Here is a 16197-nt window from a genome sequence, read left to right as displayed (position 1 = left end):
CCTGGCCAATCGAAAAGCAACACGTGCTGTTTCTGCTGGCCGCGCGGCGTGCCCGGCTGCGGCACTGTTCCCGCCATCAGCGCGGTCAGGCCGAAATTCGAGGTGACGCCGAGCAGCCTCTCGCAAACCGCGGCCGCGGTGCCGGCATGCTGCAACTGGTCTATGTATTCCAGAGTTCTGTCGAACAGGCCCATCGCAACATCTACCCCATGTTGCTTCTGCTTTTTCGTTACCGACGGTAGATGCCCGAACACCCCTTCGCCATCAACCCCCGGGTTGCAATCGCCTCAACAAAGCCGGCAGTTTCCCCCTTCCGGCGAGCAAGGTCACTTGCAAACGCGCTGAACCATACGCTTAATTTGCCCAGTTGAAATCAAAAACCGTTGTGCCTGCCCCATTTTCATACCAAAAGCCAAGGAACGGGACAGGCGCGGAGCCAAATCGTGATCTTGCGGTGGATATTTCCGGCCCTGATGTTGCTCCTGACCGGCGCGGCGGCCTTTGCCGGCGCGACTCAAGGCGCGGAGCCGCAGGTGCCGGTATTGTGGGACGCGAAGGAGCGGCTGCCGAAGCCCGACCTCGCCGCGCTGCCGCGGCTTAGATTCCTCACCACCACCGATTTTCCGCCCTTCAACTTCCTCGACGGCTCGGGCCGGCTGTCGGGATTCCACATCGATCTGGCGCGGGCGATTTGCGCGGAGCTGGGCATCGTCGAGAAATGCCAGGTCCAGGCGTTGCCGTGGAGCGAACTGGAGGATGCCCTTCAGAAAGGCGAAGGCGAGGCGATCATCGCCGGCATCGCCGCGACGCCGGAAAGCCGCGAGAAATACGCCTTCTCGCGCTCCTACATGCAATTCCCCGCGCGCTTCATCATGCCGAAGGCGAAGGCCTTCGCCGAGCCGATCCTCGACAAGCTGCGCAGCAAGCGGGTCGGCGTCATCGGCGGCTCGGCGCATGAGAAAATGCTGCGCGACTACTTCAACACCGTGCAGGTGGTGACCTTCGACACACCGGAAGACCTCTATGCCGACCTCAAGGCCGGCAAGATCGACGCCGCCTTCGGCGACGGCATGCGCTTCGCCTTCTGGCTGGGCGGCTCGGATGCCGGCGGCTGCTGCCGCTTCGCCGGCGGTCCGTATCTGGCGCCGGAATATCTGGGCTCGGGCATGGCGATCGCCACCCGCAAGAGCGACACCGCGCTTGCCGCCGCCTTCGACTACGCGCTGCAGGAAATCTCGATCAAGGGCACCTTCGCCGAGTTTTACCTGCGCTATTTCCCGGTCAGCTTCTTTTAGGCCTGTAAGCTCTTTTAGGTCAGCGTGCGCAGGCGTGCTTTGGCCGCACGCGCGATCGCGGCGACGGTCAGCGTGTCGAGATCGAGCTTGAGGCGGATGAGCTGCAGCACCCTGACCTCTTCCATGCGCATCTCGAGATCGATTGCGGCGACCTCGAAAGCGGCGGCATAAGCGGTGTCGCGCAGCCGCTCGGGCAGCGCTTCGGCGACGCGCGCCAGCACACCTTCCAGCCCGTCCTTCTCATGCAGCGCCTTCTGGCAGGCCTGCGCCACTTGAACCAGCCTGTCCTGGTTGAAATCGACGAACACCGGCCAGGAGCGGACGACGTCGCCGATCCGCGCCAACTCGACATCGGTCATGTCGCGATCTGAAGCCGATGTGATGACCATCAGGTGGATCAGTGCTTCGTGCGGCGTCAATGAAGGCATTCAAAACTCCTGGAAGCGTTCATGTCTTTTCCCCCAAACGGGATAATAGCGCTCCAACGTAGGAGCGCCATTATGGCGCCGCAAGGAAAACCACCGCAAATCGTTGACGCTCCGGCCTCGCGCGCCTAGAGACCGGTCGACAGATTTTATCCGCCGCGCAGACGGCCATGACTGGAACTTCGACATGACGGGATCAAACATCATCGATCTCAATCCCGAGATGCTTGCCGCGGCGGCCGAGAGCAAGGCCTGGCCGTTCGAGGAAGCCAAGAAGATCATCGCCCGCTACAAGGGCAAGGACTTTCCCGAGACCGTGCTGTTCGAGACCGGCTACGGCCCGTCCGGCCTGCCGCATATCGGCACCTTCGGCGAAGTGGCGCGCACGACCATGGTGCGGCATGCCTTCCGGGTGCTGACGCAAGACAAGGTCAAGACCAAGCTTCTGTGCTTCTCCGACGACATGGACGGCATGCGCAAGATACCGGACAACGTGCCGGACCGCGCCGCGCTCGAGCCCTATTTGCATATGCCGCTGACGGCGGTGCCCAACCCGTTCGGCGGCGACTATGCGAGCTTCGCCGACCATAACAACGCGATGCTGTGCCGCTTCCTCGACACGTTCGGCTTCGATTACGAGTTCGCCAGCGCGACGCAGTATTACAAGGCCGGCCGTTTCGACGAGGTGCTGCTGCGCGCCGCCGAACGCTATGACGAGATCATGGGCGTGATGCTGCCCACGCTCGGGCCGGAGCGCCAGGCGACCTACAGCCCGTTCCTGCCGATCTCGCCGAAGAGCGGCCGCGTGCTCTACGTGCCGATGATAAATGTCGACGCCAAGGCCGGCACCATCACCTTCGACGACGAAGGCACCGAGACGACACTGCCGGTCACCGGCGGCCATGTGAAGCTGCAGTGGAAGCCGGATTTCGGCATGCGCTGGGCGGCGCTCGGCGTCGATTTCGAGATGTTCGGCAAGGACCACCAGACCAACGCGGCGATCTACGACCGTATCTGCAATATCCTCGGCGGACGCGCGCCGGAGCATTTTGTCTACGAGCTGTTCCTCGACGAGGAAGGCCAGAAGATCTCGAAGTCGAAGGGCAATGGGCTCACCATCGACGAATGGCTGACCTACGCGCCGACCGAGAGCCTCGGCCTCTATATGTATCAGCGGCCGCGGCAGGCGAAGAAGCTCTATTTCGACGTCATCCCGAAGGCGGTGGACGAGTATTACGCTTTCCTCGGCGCCTATCCGCGCCAGGACTGGAAGGAGCGCCTCGGCAATCCGGTCTGGCACATGCATGACGGCAACCCGCCGGCGATCGACCTGCCGGTGCCGTTCGCGCTGCTGCTCAACCTGGTCAGCGCGTCCAACGCGCATGACAAGTCGGTGCTGTGGGGCTTCATCTCGCGGCATGCGCCGGGCGTGACGCCGAAGACGCATCCGGAACTCGATCGGCTGACCGGCTATGCGATCCGTTATTTCGATGACTTCGTGAAGCCGACCAAGGTTTTTCGCGCCGCCGACGATGTGGAGCGCGAGGCGCTGGGGAAGCTTTCCGAGGCGCTCGGCGCTCTGCCGCCAGGCGCCGACGGCGAGGCGATCCAGAACGCCGCGCTCAACGTGGCGCGCAAGATCGAGCGCTACCAGGATCATTCCAAGCAGAGCCCCGAAGGCGGGCCCGGCGTGTCGGTCGCCTTCTTCCAGATGATCTACCAGGTGCTGATCGGCCAGGAGCGCGGACCGCGCTTCGGCTCCTTCGCGGCGCTTTACGGCATCACCGAGACGCGCGCGCTCATTGAGCGGGCTCTGGCTGGTCAGTTGGCGGCGTAACGGCGCCGCCATCGGCCGGCAGGATCGAATCCGGCGCCACCGGCGCCGTCCCTGACGCAGCCGGCAGCGCAGGCAAGCCGTCAAGCCTCGGCGCCGGGCCGAAAATGCCCTTCCTGGCGGTGCGGGCCTTGTTCTCGGCCTCGACATAGGGACCGCCCTGCGCGGCGCGCGCCCAGCCGTTCTCGACCAGCCACTGGCCGATGTCCTGATTGCCGACATGGCATTCGGCGGAAATGGTGTCGCGACCGCCCTCGGGCGGCACGGTGCAGGCGACCGCCCGGCCACGCAGGAAGGCGCGGAAGGCTGTCCTGGCGCGCGCCCCGCAGGCCCAGCTCTTACCCGCGTCGCTGCAGGTTTCGTCGGCCTTGACGACATCCACGCCGGACACCGCGACCGCATAGCCCTTCGCCTCGATCAGCCCGGCGGCGGTGGCAACCGGCTGGAACAGCTTAGTGCCGTTCCAGTCGCCCGGCATTTTCAACTTGGGCGGCTTGGGCGGCCCGGCCAGCGCCAGATCGCTGAGCGGCGCGCGCGGCTCCACCCGTTCGAGTTCCTGATCCGACGGCTCCGGCGGCGCCACGGCGTCGGGATCGATGGCTCTCGAATGAACGGCGGGCTTCGGCGGCTGCGGAGCGTCGGGCGCGGGGATAGCCGAGGTCGCCGGCTCTTGCGCTGCATCGGAACCGGAAGCGGAAAGGGTATCGTTGCCTGTGGGAAGCGCATCGGCGATGGGATCGATCTGATCGACCGTGACGACGCTTTCGCGGCCCTTGACCGTGTGTCCGCCGGCAACGACAAGCGCCGCCATGACCGGAACCGCCAGGACTGCCAGAACTGTTTGAAGAAGCCGCACCGGTCCCGGCCTACTGGCTTGCCCAGACGATGCGCGCCATCCATTCGATATCGCGCGTCGGGATGTCACGGTCCGGGTGGGCGGGGTTGAGCGAGACCAGCACGATCGATTTCACCGTTTGCCGGTCGAGCACCTTGGCCATCACCTCGCCGGCGGTGGTTTTGACGACAACACGATCGCCCTTGCGCGTCGGCGCGCCCGGTTCGACGATCAGCACATCGCCGTTGCGGTAGAGCGGCAGCATGGAATCGCCCTGCACCTGCAGCGCGTAGGACGTCTCGGTCGCCCGCGCCGGAAGCTCGACCAGGTCCCAGCCCTGCCCCGCCGGATAGCCGGCATCGTCGAAGAACCCCCCCGCGCCCGCCTGGGCGAAGCCAAGCAACGGTACGGCGCGACGCTGGTGGGCGGCGGAGACGCCGCCGCGTCCTTCGACCAGTCCGGTGAATTCCTCCAGCGAGGCGCCGGTGGCCTCGATGATCTTGGCCAGCGATTCGGTCGAGGGCCAGCGCGGCCGGCCGTCGGACGACAGGCGCTTCGACTTGTTGAAAGCTGTCGAATCGAGGCCCGCGCGCCGGGCAAGGCCGGAAGCCGATAGCGAATAGCGCTCGGCAAGAGCGTCGATTGCGGCCCATACGCGGTCGTGTGAGAGCAATGCCGCGCTCCTTTGGAACAGGAAAAAATGCCTCTTCCTGTCTAGCGCGCAGTCACGCCCTTGTCCACCGGCGCGACCGGCGGATCGTTAAGAATGCACCATGACCTTCTCGTTCGGGCGCAATGCCTATCCGATCCCGGCCAGCGCCTTGGGCAGTCCCCTCTTGAGTTCGTCGGCATTCATGACCGGCACGAAATCCACGGCCGCATTGAAAGCCAGGAAGAACCGCTCGCCGAAATGAGGCATTTCGGAGCTGTCCTTTATGTCGACGAACAGATAAGCCGTTCGTTGACCCTTTTCGGCGGTGAAATAAGCGGCCTCGGGCTTAAGGTCCGACAGGGTATGTTCGATGAACTTCCCCATGCTGCCATCCTTGAGCGCCTTGTTGCCTTCGACGGTCGGAACGGTAACTTTCAGCATCATGCGCATGACAATCGCTCCCCAACACTTCCGTTAGCGATAGCTAATCTATCATTCCGGCCTGCCGCGAGAAAGCTGGCGTCGCCCTGCTCATGAAAGCGTGATCAGGCTGGGGTGGCCGGACCGGATTGACCTCGGGCGCTGAATGCCCCTATGGTCCGGCTTGCGGTGCAAGCCGCATCCGGGTCCGCGGGAAGGGTTGAACCCACTTGCCTCGATGAGCTGACAGCCAAACCTTTGTGCAGCCGGATTTGCGGACCTTCGGCGAAGAACGCACGGAGGTTTCCATGAATCAACTCCCCAACCGTCCCAATCTCGACCTTCTGAAGAAGCAGGCCAAGGACCTGCTCGCGGCCTATCGGCGCGGCGAGCCGGACGCGCTCGCCCGCTTCCGCGAAAGCCTGCCGTCGGCGGCGGGCAAGGACGATACGGCAACCGTGGCGCTCGGCCTTCGCCTGCATGACGCCCAGTCCTGCCTGGCGCGCGAATATGGCTTCCCGTCCTGGCGCGACCTCGGCAGCTTCGTCGGCGCACAACGCGCCTACGGCGCCGACCGCGCCGGCTCGATCCGCAACTGGGCCGGGCTCGTCTATGCCGGGGACATAAGCGGCAGCACCAACCGGGCGAGCCCGGAGGCCGCAGCGCGCATGGTCGAAGACCATCCCGACATCATCGCGGGCGATGCGTATCTGGCTTGCGCGGTCGGCGACGGGGCAGTCCTGCGCGAGGCGACGCAGCGGGACGCGGGCTGGCTCAACCGCCCCGGCGGCCCACTGAACCTGCCGCCGCTGGTGGCCGTGACCCATTCGAGCCTGGTGCGGCTGCCGCGCTTTCGCAACGCGCTGCACGCCGCCGCCAGATCGCTGCTCGATGCCGGCGCCGATCCCAACCAGACAGTGGGCAGCCGCTGGCCACCGGCCTCGCTGGAACAGCCTTCGGACGAATACAGGCTCTCGGCGCTGTACGGAGCAGCCGGGCAGAACCACGATCCGGAGATGACGAAGCTGTTGCTCGACGCGGGCGCCGATCCGAATGACGGGGAGTCGCTTTACCATTCGCTCGAGAACCCGGCCTGCACCCGGCTTCTGCTTGAGGCCGGCGCGCGCGTCACCGGCTCCAATGCGCTTTACCGCGTCTTGGACCTCGACAGCCTGGAGGCGCTGCAACTGCTGCTCGCCGCGCCGGATGCCGATCCGAACGAACCGGCCGGGAGCCAGCCGACCTCCGATTGGGGCAGGCCGCTTCTGTGGGCGATCCGGCGGCGTCGCTCGCCGGCGCATCTCGAAGCACTGCTTGCAGCCGGCGCCCACCCGTCGGCGCGAACACCCGACGGCTTGAGCGCCTATCGGGTTGCGCTGCGCTTCGGCCTGCCGGATGTCGCCGCGCTGTTGCGGCAACCAGACGACGAAGGTCCGCTTCCCGATGATGAGCGGTTCATCGCCGCCTGCGCAGCAGGCGACGAGGTGACGGCGCAAACAATCAAGACCCGCCGGCCCGACCTGCCGGATTCGTTGTCGGACATGCAGCTGCGGCTTCTGCCCGAGCTTGCCGCGCAGGGCTGCCGCGATGCGGTGAAGGTGATGGTCAGGCTCGGCTGGCCGGTCGCCCGGCGTGGCGGCGACTGGGACGCCTCGGCGCTGAACCACGCCGTCTTTCGCGGCGATGTCGAGTTGACCCGCTTCCTGCTTGACCACGGCGCCGACTGGAAAGAGCAGCATGGCTTCGGCGGCGACGTGCGCGGAACGCTCGGATGGGCCTCGGTCAACGAGCCGGAAAGCACCGGCGACTGGGTGGGCTGCGCCGAGGCGCTTGTGGCGCACGGAATGCCGGCCGGGCGGCCGGATCCGCAAGGCAGGCGGGAGGTCGTCGCCTTCGACGACGAAGCGTTGATCTTTTCGGACGAGGTGGCCGATTTCCTGCTCGGCAAGTCGGTCTGAGCCGAGGCGCGATCAGGCCGCTTTGGCCTGTTCGCGCAAATTCCGGTGCGACACCATGAAGGCCCGCTCGGCTTCGGTCGGCGGGCGTGGACTGGTGGCATGGCCGAGCGCCGCGACGACCTCGTCGATGTCGAGGAAGCGGCGGCCCCTGCGGTCATAGACGCCGCCCGTGGTCAGGATCAGCGCCGCCGTCTCCCCATTGTCGAGGACGAAGCGGTGTCTGCCGATCACCGAGGTGCCTTCCCAGGTCTCGATCGACGACACCACCTCGAAGCGGCGCCACAGCCTGATCTCACGCACATAGGCGACCTGCAGCCCGCCGATCATCGGCGCCCAGCCGTTCTTGCGTGCCAGCGCGATCAACCCGATACGCAGGAAGATGTCGATGCGGCCAAGGTCGGCCAGCATCATGTAGCGCGCATTGTTGAGATGCAGGTTGAAATCGATGTCGATCGGCAGGCAGCGAAAAGCGAGCCGGCTTTCCTCGCCGACCCGATAAGGGCCACGGCTCGACGCCGTGGCCATGGTGCGGGCCATTCGCCCCCAGACATACATGCTGGTTCGTCAGGCCGCCTGCTTTACCTCGCCCTTCTGGTAAGGGTCGAAGCGCTGGTAGAAGGTCTCGCCCTTCTCGGCCATATCGAGCAGAAGCTTCGGCGCCTTGAACTCGGCGCCATATTTCTTCTGCAGGCCCTTGGCGATCTTGACGAAGCGCTTGGCGCCGATGCCGTCGATGTAGGACAGGGCGCCGCCGGTGAAGGGCGCGAAGCCAAAGGCGAGGATCGAGCCGACGTCGGCCTCGCGCGGATCGGTGACGATGCCTTCTTCCATCACGTGCGCCGCTTCCAGCGCGATGGTGACCAGCAGGCGCTGCTTCAGTTCCTCATAGTCGACCTTTTCGGGCTTCAGCTGCGGATAGAGATCCTTCAGGCCCGGCCACAGCTTCTTCTTCGCGGGCTTGGCCGGATAGTCGTAGAAACCCTTGCCGTTCTTGCGGCCGAAGCGGCCATGCGTGTCGACCATGGTGTTGATCAGCGCCATCTGCTTCGGATCGACCGCCTTGTCGCCGAGATCCCTGATGGTCTGCTTCATGATCTTCTGGGCAAGGTCGACGGCCGTCTCGTCGGTCAGCGCGAGCGGACCGACCGGCATGCCGGCGGCCTTGGCGGCGTTCTCGATCATCGGCGCCGGAACGCCCTCGATCAGCATCTTGTAGGCTTCCGACATGTAGCGCAGCACGCAGCGGTTGACGTAGAAGCCGCGCGTGTCGTTGACGACGATCGGCGTCTTCTTGATGGCGCGCACGAAGTCGAACGCGACGGCCAGGGCCTTGTCGCCCGTCTTCTTGCCGAGGATGATCTCGACCAGCATCATCTTGTCGACCGGCGAGAAGAAATGGATGCCGATGAAGTTCTTCGGCCGCGCCGAGTTCTTCGCCAGGGCGGTGATCGGGATCGTGGACGTGTTGGAAGCGAAGATCGCCGACGACTTCAGCACCGCTTCCGCCTTCTCGGTGGCGTCCTTCTTGACGCTCGAATCCTCGAAGACGGCCTCGACGACGAGGTCGCAGCCGGCAAGGTCGGCATAGTCCGCCGTCGGCGTGATCAGCGACAGGAGCTTGTCCTTGTCTTCCGGCTTGGCGCGGCCCTTCTTGACCTGATCGGCCATCAGGCTGTCCGAATGCGCCTTGCCCTTCTCGGCCGACGGCAAATCGCGGTCGAGCAGCACCACCGGAATGCCGGCCCGTGCCGTGACGTAGGCAATGCCGGCGCCCATGAAGCCGGCGCCGAGAACGCCGATCTTCTTGAATTTGGTGTCGGGCACGCCGGCGGGGCGGCGCGCGCCCTTGTTCAGTTCCTGCAACGACAGGAACAGCGAGCGGATCATCGCCGCCGCCTCCTTCGACTGCATGATCTCGGTGAAATAGCGCTGCTCGATCCTGAGCGCGGTGTCGAACGGCACCAGCAGGCCTTCATAGACGCATTTCAGGATCGCGGCCGCGGCCGGGTAATTGCCGTAGGTCTCGCGGCGCAGGATGGCGATGGCCGGCGGCCAGAGATTGGCGCCGGCCGCCGAATAGATCGGGCCGCCCGGCAGCTTGAAGCCCTTCTCGTCCCAGGGCGCCACCGGCTTCAGGCCGTTCCTGATCATCGCCTTGGCCGTCTCGATCAGCTTCTTCGGCTCCGCGATCTCATGGATCAGGCCCATAGCCTTCGCCTTTTGCGGCGTCAGGTTCTGGCCGGTGGTGAGCATCTGCAGCGCCTGCTGCTGGTCGGTCAGCCGCGGCACGCGCTGGGTGCCGCCGGCGCCGGGGAAGATGCCGATCTTCACCTCGGGCAGCGCCATCTTCACCTTGTCGCTGTCGGCGGCGACACGGCCATGGCAGGCGAGCGACATCTCGAAGGCGCCGCCCATGCAGGTGCCGTTGATCGCCGACACCCAAGGCTTGCCGGAAGTTTCGATCTTGCGGAACAGGCCGGTCATGTAACCGGCATTCTCGAACAGCGCCCGGGTCGCCTTGTCGAGATCCTTCTCCTTGTCGGCGGCGAAGGTCGCCAGCATCTTCTGCAGCATGGTGATGTCGGCGCCGCCGGAGAAAGTGTCCTTGCCGGAGGTGATGACGACGCCCTTGATGGCGGCATCGGCGATCACCTTGTCGACGATGGCGTTCAACTCGCGCATCACCTCCTCGGTGAAGACATTCATCGAGCGGTCCGGCATGTTCCAGGTGACCAGAGCAATGCCGTCGGCGTCCACGTCGAGGGTGAAATTGGTGTAGCTCATCTTCTTCTCTCCCTCAGACGCGTTCGATGATGGTGGCGGTGCCCATGCCGGCGCCGATGCAGAGCGTGACCAGCGCGGTGTTCAAGTCGCGGCGCTCCAGCTCGTCCAGCACCGTGCCCAGGATCATCGCGCCGGTGGCGCCCAGCGGATGGCCCATGGCGATCGCGCCGCCATTGACGTTGATCCTGTCATGCGGGATGTCGAAGGCCTGCATGTAGCGCAGCACGACGGAGGCGAAGGCCTCGTTGAGCTCGAACAGGTCGATGTCCGACAGCTTCATCTTGGCGCGCTTCAGAAGCTTCTCGGTGACGTCGACCGGGCCGGTCAGCATCAGCACCGGTTCGGAACCGATATTGGCAAAGGCGCGGATGCGCGCGCGGGGCTTCAGCCCCATCGCCTTGCCGGCCTTCTTGGAGCCCAGCAGCACAGCGGCGGCGCCGTCGACGATGCCGGACGAATTGCCGGCATGGTGGACGTGGTTGACCTCCTCGACTTCCGGATGCTTCTGCACCGCGACCGCGTCGAAGCCACCCATCTCGCCGGGCATGACGAAGGATGGGTTGAGCGAGGCGAGCGACTGCATGTCCGTCGTGGGCCGCATGTGCTCGTCGCGGTCGAGGATCAAGAGGCCGTTCTGGTCCTTGATCGGGATCACCGACTTCTTGAATCGCCCCTCATCCCAGGCCTTGGCGGCGCGCTTCTGGCTCTCGACGGCATAGGCGTCGACGTCGTCGCGGGAAAACCCGTATTTGGTGGCGATCAGGTCGGCCGAGATGCCCTGCGGCACGAACCAGCCGGGCAGGCCGACCGAGGGATCCATGAACCAGGCGCCTCCGGACATGCCCATGCCGACGCGCGACATCGATTCGACGCCGCCGGCGATGACGATCTCATCCGCGCCTTGAGCGATCTTGGCGGCGCCGAAATTGATGGCGTCGAGACCCGAGGCGCAGAAGCGCGATATCTGCATACCGGGCGCTTTGGTGTCGTAGCCGGCCTCGAAGGCGGCGGCGCGCGGAATGACCGCCCCCGCCTCGCCGACGGGATCGACACAACCGAAGATGATGTCGTCGACATTGCCGGTGTCGAGCCCGTTGCGGTCGCGCAGCGCCTCGAGCGTCTTCGCGGCGAGCCGCACCGCCGGCACCTCGTGCAGCGCGCCATCCTTCTTGCCCCTGCCGCGCGGCGTGCGCACGGCGTCATAGACGTAAGCTTCGGCCATTTTCTGCTCCTTGGGTTTGCCGGCCGCGGCGCTCAGAGAGAGCGCCCGATCAGCAATTTCATGATCTCGTTGGTGCCGCCGTAGATGCGCTGGACGCGAGCGTCGCGGTACATGCGGGCGATCGGATATTCATTCATGTAGCCATAGCCGCCATGCAGTTGAAGGCATTCGTCGACGACTTTGCCCTGCAGGTCGCTGAGCCAGTATTTGGCCATCGAGGCGGTCACCGGATCGAGGCCGCCATCGATATGGCGGGCGACGCAATCATTGTAGAAGACGCGGCCGATGGTGGCCTCGGTCTTCAACTCGGCCAGCTTGAACTGGGTGTTCTGGAAATCGATGACCGCCTTGCCGAAGGCCTTGCGCTCCTTGACGTAGTCGATGGTGAGCGCCAGGGCCCGCTCGATCATGGCGATCGCCCCGGTGCCGATCTGCAGGCGTTCCTGCGGCAGTTGCTGCATCAGCTGGACGAAGCCCTTGCCTTCTTCATGGCCGAGCAGGTTGGAGGTCGGCACGCGCACGTCGTTGAAGAACAGCTCGGAGGTGTCGTTCGACTTCAGCCCTATCTTGTCGAGGTTGCGGCCGCGCTCGAAGCCCTCGACCTCGTCGGTCTCGACGACGATCAGCGAGGTGCCCTTGGCGCCCTTGTCCGGATCGGTCTTGGTGACGACGATGATCAGGTTGGCGAGCTGGCCATTGGTGATGAAGGTCTTCGAACCGCTGATCTTATAGTGGTTGCCGTCCTTCTCGGCGCGGGTCTTCACGCCCTGCAGGTCGGAGCCGGCGCCGGGTTCCGTCATGGCGATGGCACCGATCAGCTCGCCGGTCGCGAGCTTCGGCAGCCATTTCTTTTTCTGCTCCTCGGAACCGTAATGCAGGATGTAGGGTGCCACGATCGAATTGTGCAGGCCGATGCCGAAGCCGTCGACGCCGACATGGCCGATCGCCTCGATGATAGCGCTCTCATGCGCGAAGGTGCCCCCTGAGCCGCCATATTCCTCCGGCATCGAAGCGCAGAGCAGGCCCGCCGCTCCGGCCTTCAGCCAGCTCTCGCGGTCGAAGATCTCGTTCTTCTCGAACTCGTCATAGCGCGGCGCGATCTCTTCGGCCATGAAGCGGGACGCCATGTCATAGAGCATGCCGACTTCGTCCGCCGCCCAGGCGGGCTTCGGCAGGCCAAGAATTTCGGCTGGATTTGTCGCCACGATTTCCTCCGCGTTCCGATAATTGTGGGCCGGCGATGCCGGCCCGCCAAACCTAGAACGCTTCCGCCGGCAGCGCCATTAGCGTGTCCGCGCCACTGGAAATGCGGGCAAGCCGCGTCGCCGTTTCGGGCATAATGCGCTCCATGAAGAAACGCGCCGTCACCAGCTTGGTGTCGTAGAACGACGCCGAACCATTGGCGCCCTCCGTGAGCTTCGTCTGCGCGGATTTCGCCATCTGCGCCCACATGTAGCCCAGCGCCACCAGGCCGAAGAGATGCATGTAGTCGGTCGAGGCCGCACCGGCATTGTCGGGCTTGGCCATGGCGTTCTGCAGCAGCCACATGGTGGCCGCCTGCAGGTCGTTGAGCCCTTTCTTCAGCGCCTTGGTGAAGGGCGCCATCTTCTCATCAGTGCGGTTTTCCTCGCAGAACTCGCCGACCTCCTTGAAGAAGGCCTGCACGGCGCGGCCGCCGTTCTGGGCCAGCTTGCGGCCGACGAGGTCGAGCGCCTGGATGCCGTTGGCGCCTTCATAGATCATGGCGATGCGGGCATCGCGCACGAACTGGCTCATGCCGTGCTCTTCGATATAGCCGTGGCCGCCGAACACCTGCTGGGCCATCACCGCGTGATCGAAACCCTTGTCGGTGAGCACGCCCTTGACCACCGGCGTCATCAGTCCGGTGTAGTCGTCGGCCGCCTGGCGGTCCTTGTCGTCACCGGAGCGATGCGCGACATCGGACTTGATCGCCGTCCAAAGCGCCAACGCCCGGCCGCCCTCGTTGAACGCCTTCATGGTCATCAGCGAGCGGCGGATGTCGGGATGGACGATGATCGGGTCGGCCTTCTTGTCCGGAGCCTTGGCGCCCGACAGCGAACGGCCCTGCAGCCGGTCCTTGGCGTAGGAAACCGCGTTCTGATAGGCGACCTCGGAGACCGAAAGCCCCTGCAGGCCGACGCCGAGGCGGGCCTCGTTCATCATCGTGAACATGGCCTTCAGGCCGCCGTTCAACTCGCCGAGCAGCGTGCCCTCGGCCTCGTCATAGTTCATGACGCAGGTCGAGTTGCCGTGGATGCCCATCTTCTCCTCGATCGAGCCGCAGGAGAGCGTGTTGCGCTCACCGGGATTGCCCGAGGCGTCGAGCTTGAACTTCGGCACGATGAACAGCGAGATGCCCTTCACGCCTTCTGGCGCGCCCTCGGCGCGGGCAAGCACCAGATGGACGATGTTGTCCGACATGTCGTGCTCGCCGGCGGAGATGAAGATCTTCTGGCCGGAAATCCTGTAGGTGCCGTCACCGTTGGGAACGGCCTTGGTGCGCAGCAGGCCGAGGTCGGTGCCGCAATGCGGCTCGGTGAGGTTCATGGTGCCGGTCCAGGCGCCCTCGATCAGCCTGGGCAGCCAGGTCGCCTTCTGCTCGTCCGTGCCGTGGGTGACGATCGCCGCGATCGCGCCCTGCGTCAGGCCGGGATACATCATCAGCGCCATGTTGGCGGAGACCATATATTCGGAGACCGCGGTGTGGACCGTGTAAGGCAGACCCTGGCCGCCGAACTCGGCGGGTGCGGCAAGCCCCATCCAGCCGCCCTCGCGGTACTGGTCGAAGGCGTCCTTGAAGCCCTTGGGCGTGGTCACCGAGCCGTCGTCATGGCGCACACAGCCTTCCATGTCGCCAACGCGGTTCAGCGGATGCATGACGTTCTCGGCGAGCTTGGCGCCCTCGGCGAGGATCGCCTCGACCACATCGGGCGCCGCGTCCGAGAAGCCTGGAAGATTGGAATAGCGCTGATAGCCCAGCACGTCGTTGAGCACGAACAGCGTGTCCTGGATCGGCGCCCTGTAGATCGTCATGCCTTCCTCCGCCCTTACGGTCCCGGCCCGACCAGCAAGTCGCCTGTCCACGTCCTGGACAGGAGGCCGGGCCAACATCGATGCCCCGATAGCAAATATTGACGTTTGCGTAAACGTCAACTTCGTCGCAGCCAAAAATTTTTGTGAGCCGTCAGGCATTGTGGCGACAAAAAAGCCGCGCGGCTATAGCCACGCGGCTTTCTGCGTCCGGGGTATGAGTGCGGGCGATCAGCCAGCGGCGCTTGCCTGCGGCGCCGCGGTGCGCTCGCTGAGCATCTGACGCACGATGGACATCGAATTGCTCAGTTCGCCGATGGCGTCGTCGATCAGCGCGCGCTGCTTCTGCAGGCGGGCGAGCTGCTTCTCGGACTTGTCGAGCGCCAGACGCAACTGCTTGGTGTTGGTGCCGGTCGGATCGTAGAGATCCATCATCTGCTTGACGTCGCGCAGCGAGAACCCGACCTTGCGGCCGAGCAGGATCAGCTTCAGCCGGGCCTTGTCACGGCGCGTGTAGAGCCGGGTCGAGCCGTCGCGATGCGGATTGAGAAGGCCCTTGTCTTCGTAGAAACGCAGCGTGCGCAGCGTCACGCCGTAATTCTTGGCCATCTCGCCGATGCGGACGAATTCCTCACCGGCCTCGGCCGGAATGTCATTGGTATTGGCCGCGGCTTCGCCGGGCGAAACAAGTTTCATGGTCACTGGCTTTCCCCTGATGGCGTCGCGGTCGCGGACCAAGCGTCGCCGGAATGGAAGCGGGGGCGTGCTTCCAATCGTGGTTGCAACAAATCAATCGCAAGAGGCACGGCTTCGCACCTTTTACGTTTACGTCAATTCTATATCGACAGCCGCGGGGTGACGCAAGGGCGTTGTCGAACCGGAACTTTATGCCGCACCCGGACGCCGGCGCATGATTTACGCGCGACTTCTTAAGCTTGGTTAACGCCTTGTTTACCACGTTGGGCGAAATGTGCGCATGTCGGTCATCCGTGTTTATCCTGTAGCGAATTTTTCACGGTTTTCGAAGCGCGGGTGAAAACCCGGGAAGGCTTGTCTTCCTCCGCGGCAAAACCGCTCGGCTCGCTTCGTTCCCGGCAGGCTACTGGGGAAACCGGCTCCGGCCGGCCATTCTGAACACGGGCGCATCGATGAACAGCAAGCGGTCCTATCTCGATACACTCAATGCCGGCAGGCAGCGCCGGCCGCACGCTTCGCTCGAAGAACTGAACCGCTCGCTCGAAACGCTGGAGCAGCGGCTGGACCGGACGCGCGCCGACATGCCCGATCGCCCCGACCTGCGGCGGCCGCCGGTCGAGCCGCGCTATCCAAGCACGCAGCCTTACGGCCAGCCGCGCTGGTACGAAGACACCTACTCCGCGCAAAGACCTCTGGACCGGCCGCCGCAAAACCCGGCAGCGCAGTATCCCGGCGCGCAGAACCCCCGGCCGCAGACGCGCGCGCCGCAAAATCCGGCGCCCGGCGCCGCGCCCGCCTTCGGGCAGAACTATCAGGCGATCGCGCGTGACATCGACCGGGTGCGTGGTCAGGAAGACAGCGTCGCCATGGTCGGCAAGATCGCCGTCGAGCTGCGCGGGCTGCGCGAGGAACTGCGCCATCAGATGACCGCCGGCCTGCAGCGCGAATTCGAGGCGTTCCGCCAGGACATCGACCGCGCCATGCAGGCCAACAGCCAGCGCGGCGCGAACGGCACGCCCGACAAG

Annotated in this window: 13 protein-coding genes and 2 pseudogenes; 4 read left to right on the top strand and 11 right to left on the bottom strand. The window is 64.8% G+C overall.

The window, feature by feature from the left end:
* Positions 1-194, bottom strand: a pseudogene (locus EOD07_RS03515) (LuxR family transcriptional regulator); the annotation flags it as partial.
* A 279-nt stretch (positions 195-473) separates the two neighbouring features.
* Here EOD07_RS03515 and EOD07_RS03510 point away from each other — a divergent pair.
* Positions 474-1295, top strand: coding sequence for a transporter substrate-binding domain-containing protein (locus EOD07_RS03510; protein WP_127233977.1), 822 nt, complete (start codon positions 474-476; stop codon positions 1293-1295).
* A gap of 14 nt (positions 1296-1309) precedes the next feature.
* Here EOD07_RS03510 and EOD07_RS03505 read toward each other — a convergent pair whose 3' ends face one another.
* A complete protein-coding gene (locus EOD07_RS03505) occupies positions 1310-1723 on the bottom strand; it encodes a tellurite resistance TerB family protein (RefSeq protein ID WP_040985875.1) in 414 nt (137 codons plus the stop codon).
* Between the two features lie 184 nt (positions 1724-1907).
* Between EOD07_RS03505 and EOD07_RS03500 the strand changes: the two genes are divergently transcribed.
* Positions 1908-3557 (top strand): lysine--tRNA ligase, encoded by a 1650-nt coding sequence (locus EOD07_RS03500; protein WP_127233975.1) that lies wholly within the window; start codon positions 1908-1910, stop codon positions 3555-3557.
* Here EOD07_RS03500 and EOD07_RS03495 read toward each other — a convergent pair.
* The 3 genes from EOD07_RS03495 to EOD07_RS03485 all read right to left on the bottom strand — a co-directional run bounded on the left by EOD07_RS03495 (position 3520) and on the right by EOD07_RS03485 (position 5491).
* Positions 3520-4365, bottom strand: a complete 846-nt coding sequence (locus tag EOD07_RS03495; protein ID WP_127233974.1) for a thermonuclease family protein — start codon at positions 4363-4365, stop codon at positions 3520-3522. The genes EOD07_RS03500 and EOD07_RS03495 overlap by 38 nt on opposite strands.
* Positions 4366-4420: 55 nt before the next feature.
* Positions 4421-5062: a helix-turn-helix transcriptional regulator gene (locus EOD07_RS03490; RefSeq protein ID WP_040985878.1), complete on the bottom strand. Its 642-nt coding sequence runs from the start codon at positions 5060-5062 to the stop codon at positions 4421-4423.
* A gap of 126 nt (positions 5063-5188) precedes the next feature.
* A complete protein-coding gene (locus EOD07_RS03485) occupies positions 5189-5491 on the bottom strand; it encodes a hypothetical protein (protein WP_127233973.1) in 303 nt (100 codons plus the stop codon).
* Between the two features lie 278 nt (positions 5492-5769).
* On the opposite strand from EOD07_RS03485, the gene EOD07_RS03480 reads away from it, so the two are divergent.
* Positions 5770-7419, top strand: a complete 1650-nt coding sequence (locus EOD07_RS03480) for an ankyrin repeat domain-containing protein (RefSeq protein WP_127233972.1) — start codon at positions 5770-5772, stop codon at positions 7417-7419.
* 12 nt (positions 7420-7431) lie between these two features.
* Here EOD07_RS03480 and EOD07_RS03475 read toward each other — a convergent pair whose 3' ends face one another.
* From EOD07_RS03475 to EOD07_RS03450, 6 genes are all read right to left on the bottom strand, one after another.
* Positions 7432-7974 carry a thioesterase family protein gene (locus tag EOD07_RS03475; RefSeq protein ID WP_127233971.1) on the bottom strand — a complete coding sequence of 181 codons (543 nt, stop codon included), beginning with the start codon at positions 7972-7974 and terminating at the stop codon, positions 7432-7434.
* A gap of 9 nt (positions 7975-7983) precedes the next feature.
* Positions 7984-10203: a 3-hydroxyacyl-CoA dehydrogenase NAD-binding domain-containing protein gene (locus tag EOD07_RS03470; protein WP_127233970.1), complete on the bottom strand. Its 2220-nt coding sequence runs from the start codon at positions 10201-10203 to the stop codon at positions 7984-7986.
* A gap of 13 nt (positions 10204-10216) precedes the next feature.
* On the bottom strand, positions 10217-11425 hold the full coding sequence (locus EOD07_RS03465) for an acetyl-CoA C-acetyltransferase (protein WP_127233969.1): 1209 nt from the start codon (positions 11423-11425) through the stop codon (positions 10217-10219).
* Between the two features lie 32 nt (positions 11426-11457).
* A complete protein-coding gene (locus EOD07_RS03460) occupies positions 11458-12630 on the bottom strand; it encodes an acyl-CoA dehydrogenase family protein (RefSeq protein WP_127233968.1) in 1173 nt (390 codons plus the stop codon).
* Positions 12631-12682: 52 nt separating this feature from the next.
* Entirely contained in the window at positions 12683-14479 is a 1797-nt protein-coding gene (locus tag EOD07_RS03455; RefSeq protein ID WP_127233967.1) for an acyl-CoA dehydrogenase, read from the bottom strand.
* Between the two features lie 228 nt (positions 14480-14707).
* Positions 14708-15172 carry a MerR family DNA-binding transcriptional regulator gene (locus EOD07_RS03450; protein ID WP_127233976.1) on the bottom strand — a complete coding sequence of 155 codons (465 nt, stop codon included), beginning with the start codon at positions 15170-15172 and terminating at the stop codon, positions 14708-14710.
* Positions 15173-15624: 452 nt separating this feature from the next.
* On the opposite strand from EOD07_RS03450, the pseudogene EOD07_RS03445 reads away from it, so the two are divergent.
* Positions 15625-16197, top strand: a pseudogene (locus EOD07_RS03445) (hypothetical protein); the annotation flags it as partial.

It is taken from the genome of Mesorhizobium sp. M2C.T.Ca.TU.002.02.1.1, assembly GCF_003997225.1.
The sequence above is the reverse complement of the archived record's forward strand: the minus strand, read 5'-3'. Positions and strand labels throughout refer to the sequence as shown.

Excerpts from the sequence above, each read along its gene's own strand:
- EOD07_RS03475 (WP_127233971.1), bottom strand. The coding sequence starts at position 7,974 with ATGTATGTCTGGGGGCGAATGGCCCGCACCATGGCCACGGCGTCGAGC.
- EOD07_RS03455 (WP_127233967.1), bottom strand. The coding sequence starts at position 14,479 with ATGACGATCTACAGGGCGCCGATCCAGGACACGCTGTTCGTGCTCAAC.
- EOD07_RS03450 (WP_127233976.1), bottom strand. The coding sequence starts at position 15,172 with ATGAAACTTGTTTCGCCCGGCGAAGCCGCGGCCAATACCAATGACATT.
- EOD07_RS03500 (WP_127233975.1), top strand. The coding sequence starts at position 1,908 with ATGACGGGATCAAACATCATCGATCTCAATCCCGAGATGCTTGCCGCG.
- EOD07_RS03480 (WP_127233972.1), top strand. The coding sequence starts at position 5,770 with ATGAATCAACTCCCCAACCGTCCCAATCTCGACCTTCTGAAGAAGCAG.
- EOD07_RS03485 (WP_127233973.1), bottom strand. The coding sequence starts at position 5,491 with ATGCGCATGATGCTGAAAGTTACCGTTCCGACCGTCGAAGGCAACAAG.
- EOD07_RS03505 (WP_040985875.1), bottom strand. The coding sequence starts at position 1,723 with ATGCCTTCATTGACGCCGCACGAAGCACTGATCCACCTGATGGTCATC.
- EOD07_RS03495 (WP_127233974.1), bottom strand. The coding sequence starts at position 4,365 with ATGGCGGCGCTTGTCGTTGCCGGCGGACACACGGTCAAGGGCCGCGAA.
- EOD07_RS03470 (WP_127233970.1), bottom strand. The coding sequence starts at position 10,203 with ATGAGCTACACCAATTTCACCCTCGACGTGGACGCCGACGGCATTGCT.
- EOD07_RS03465 (WP_127233969.1), bottom strand. The coding sequence starts at position 11,425 with ATGGCCGAAGCTTACGTCTATGACGCCGTGCGCACGCCGCGCGGCAGG.
- EOD07_RS03510 (WP_127233977.1), top strand. The coding sequence starts at position 474 with ATGTTGCTCCTGACCGGCGCGGCGGCCTTTGCCGGCGCGACTCAAGGC.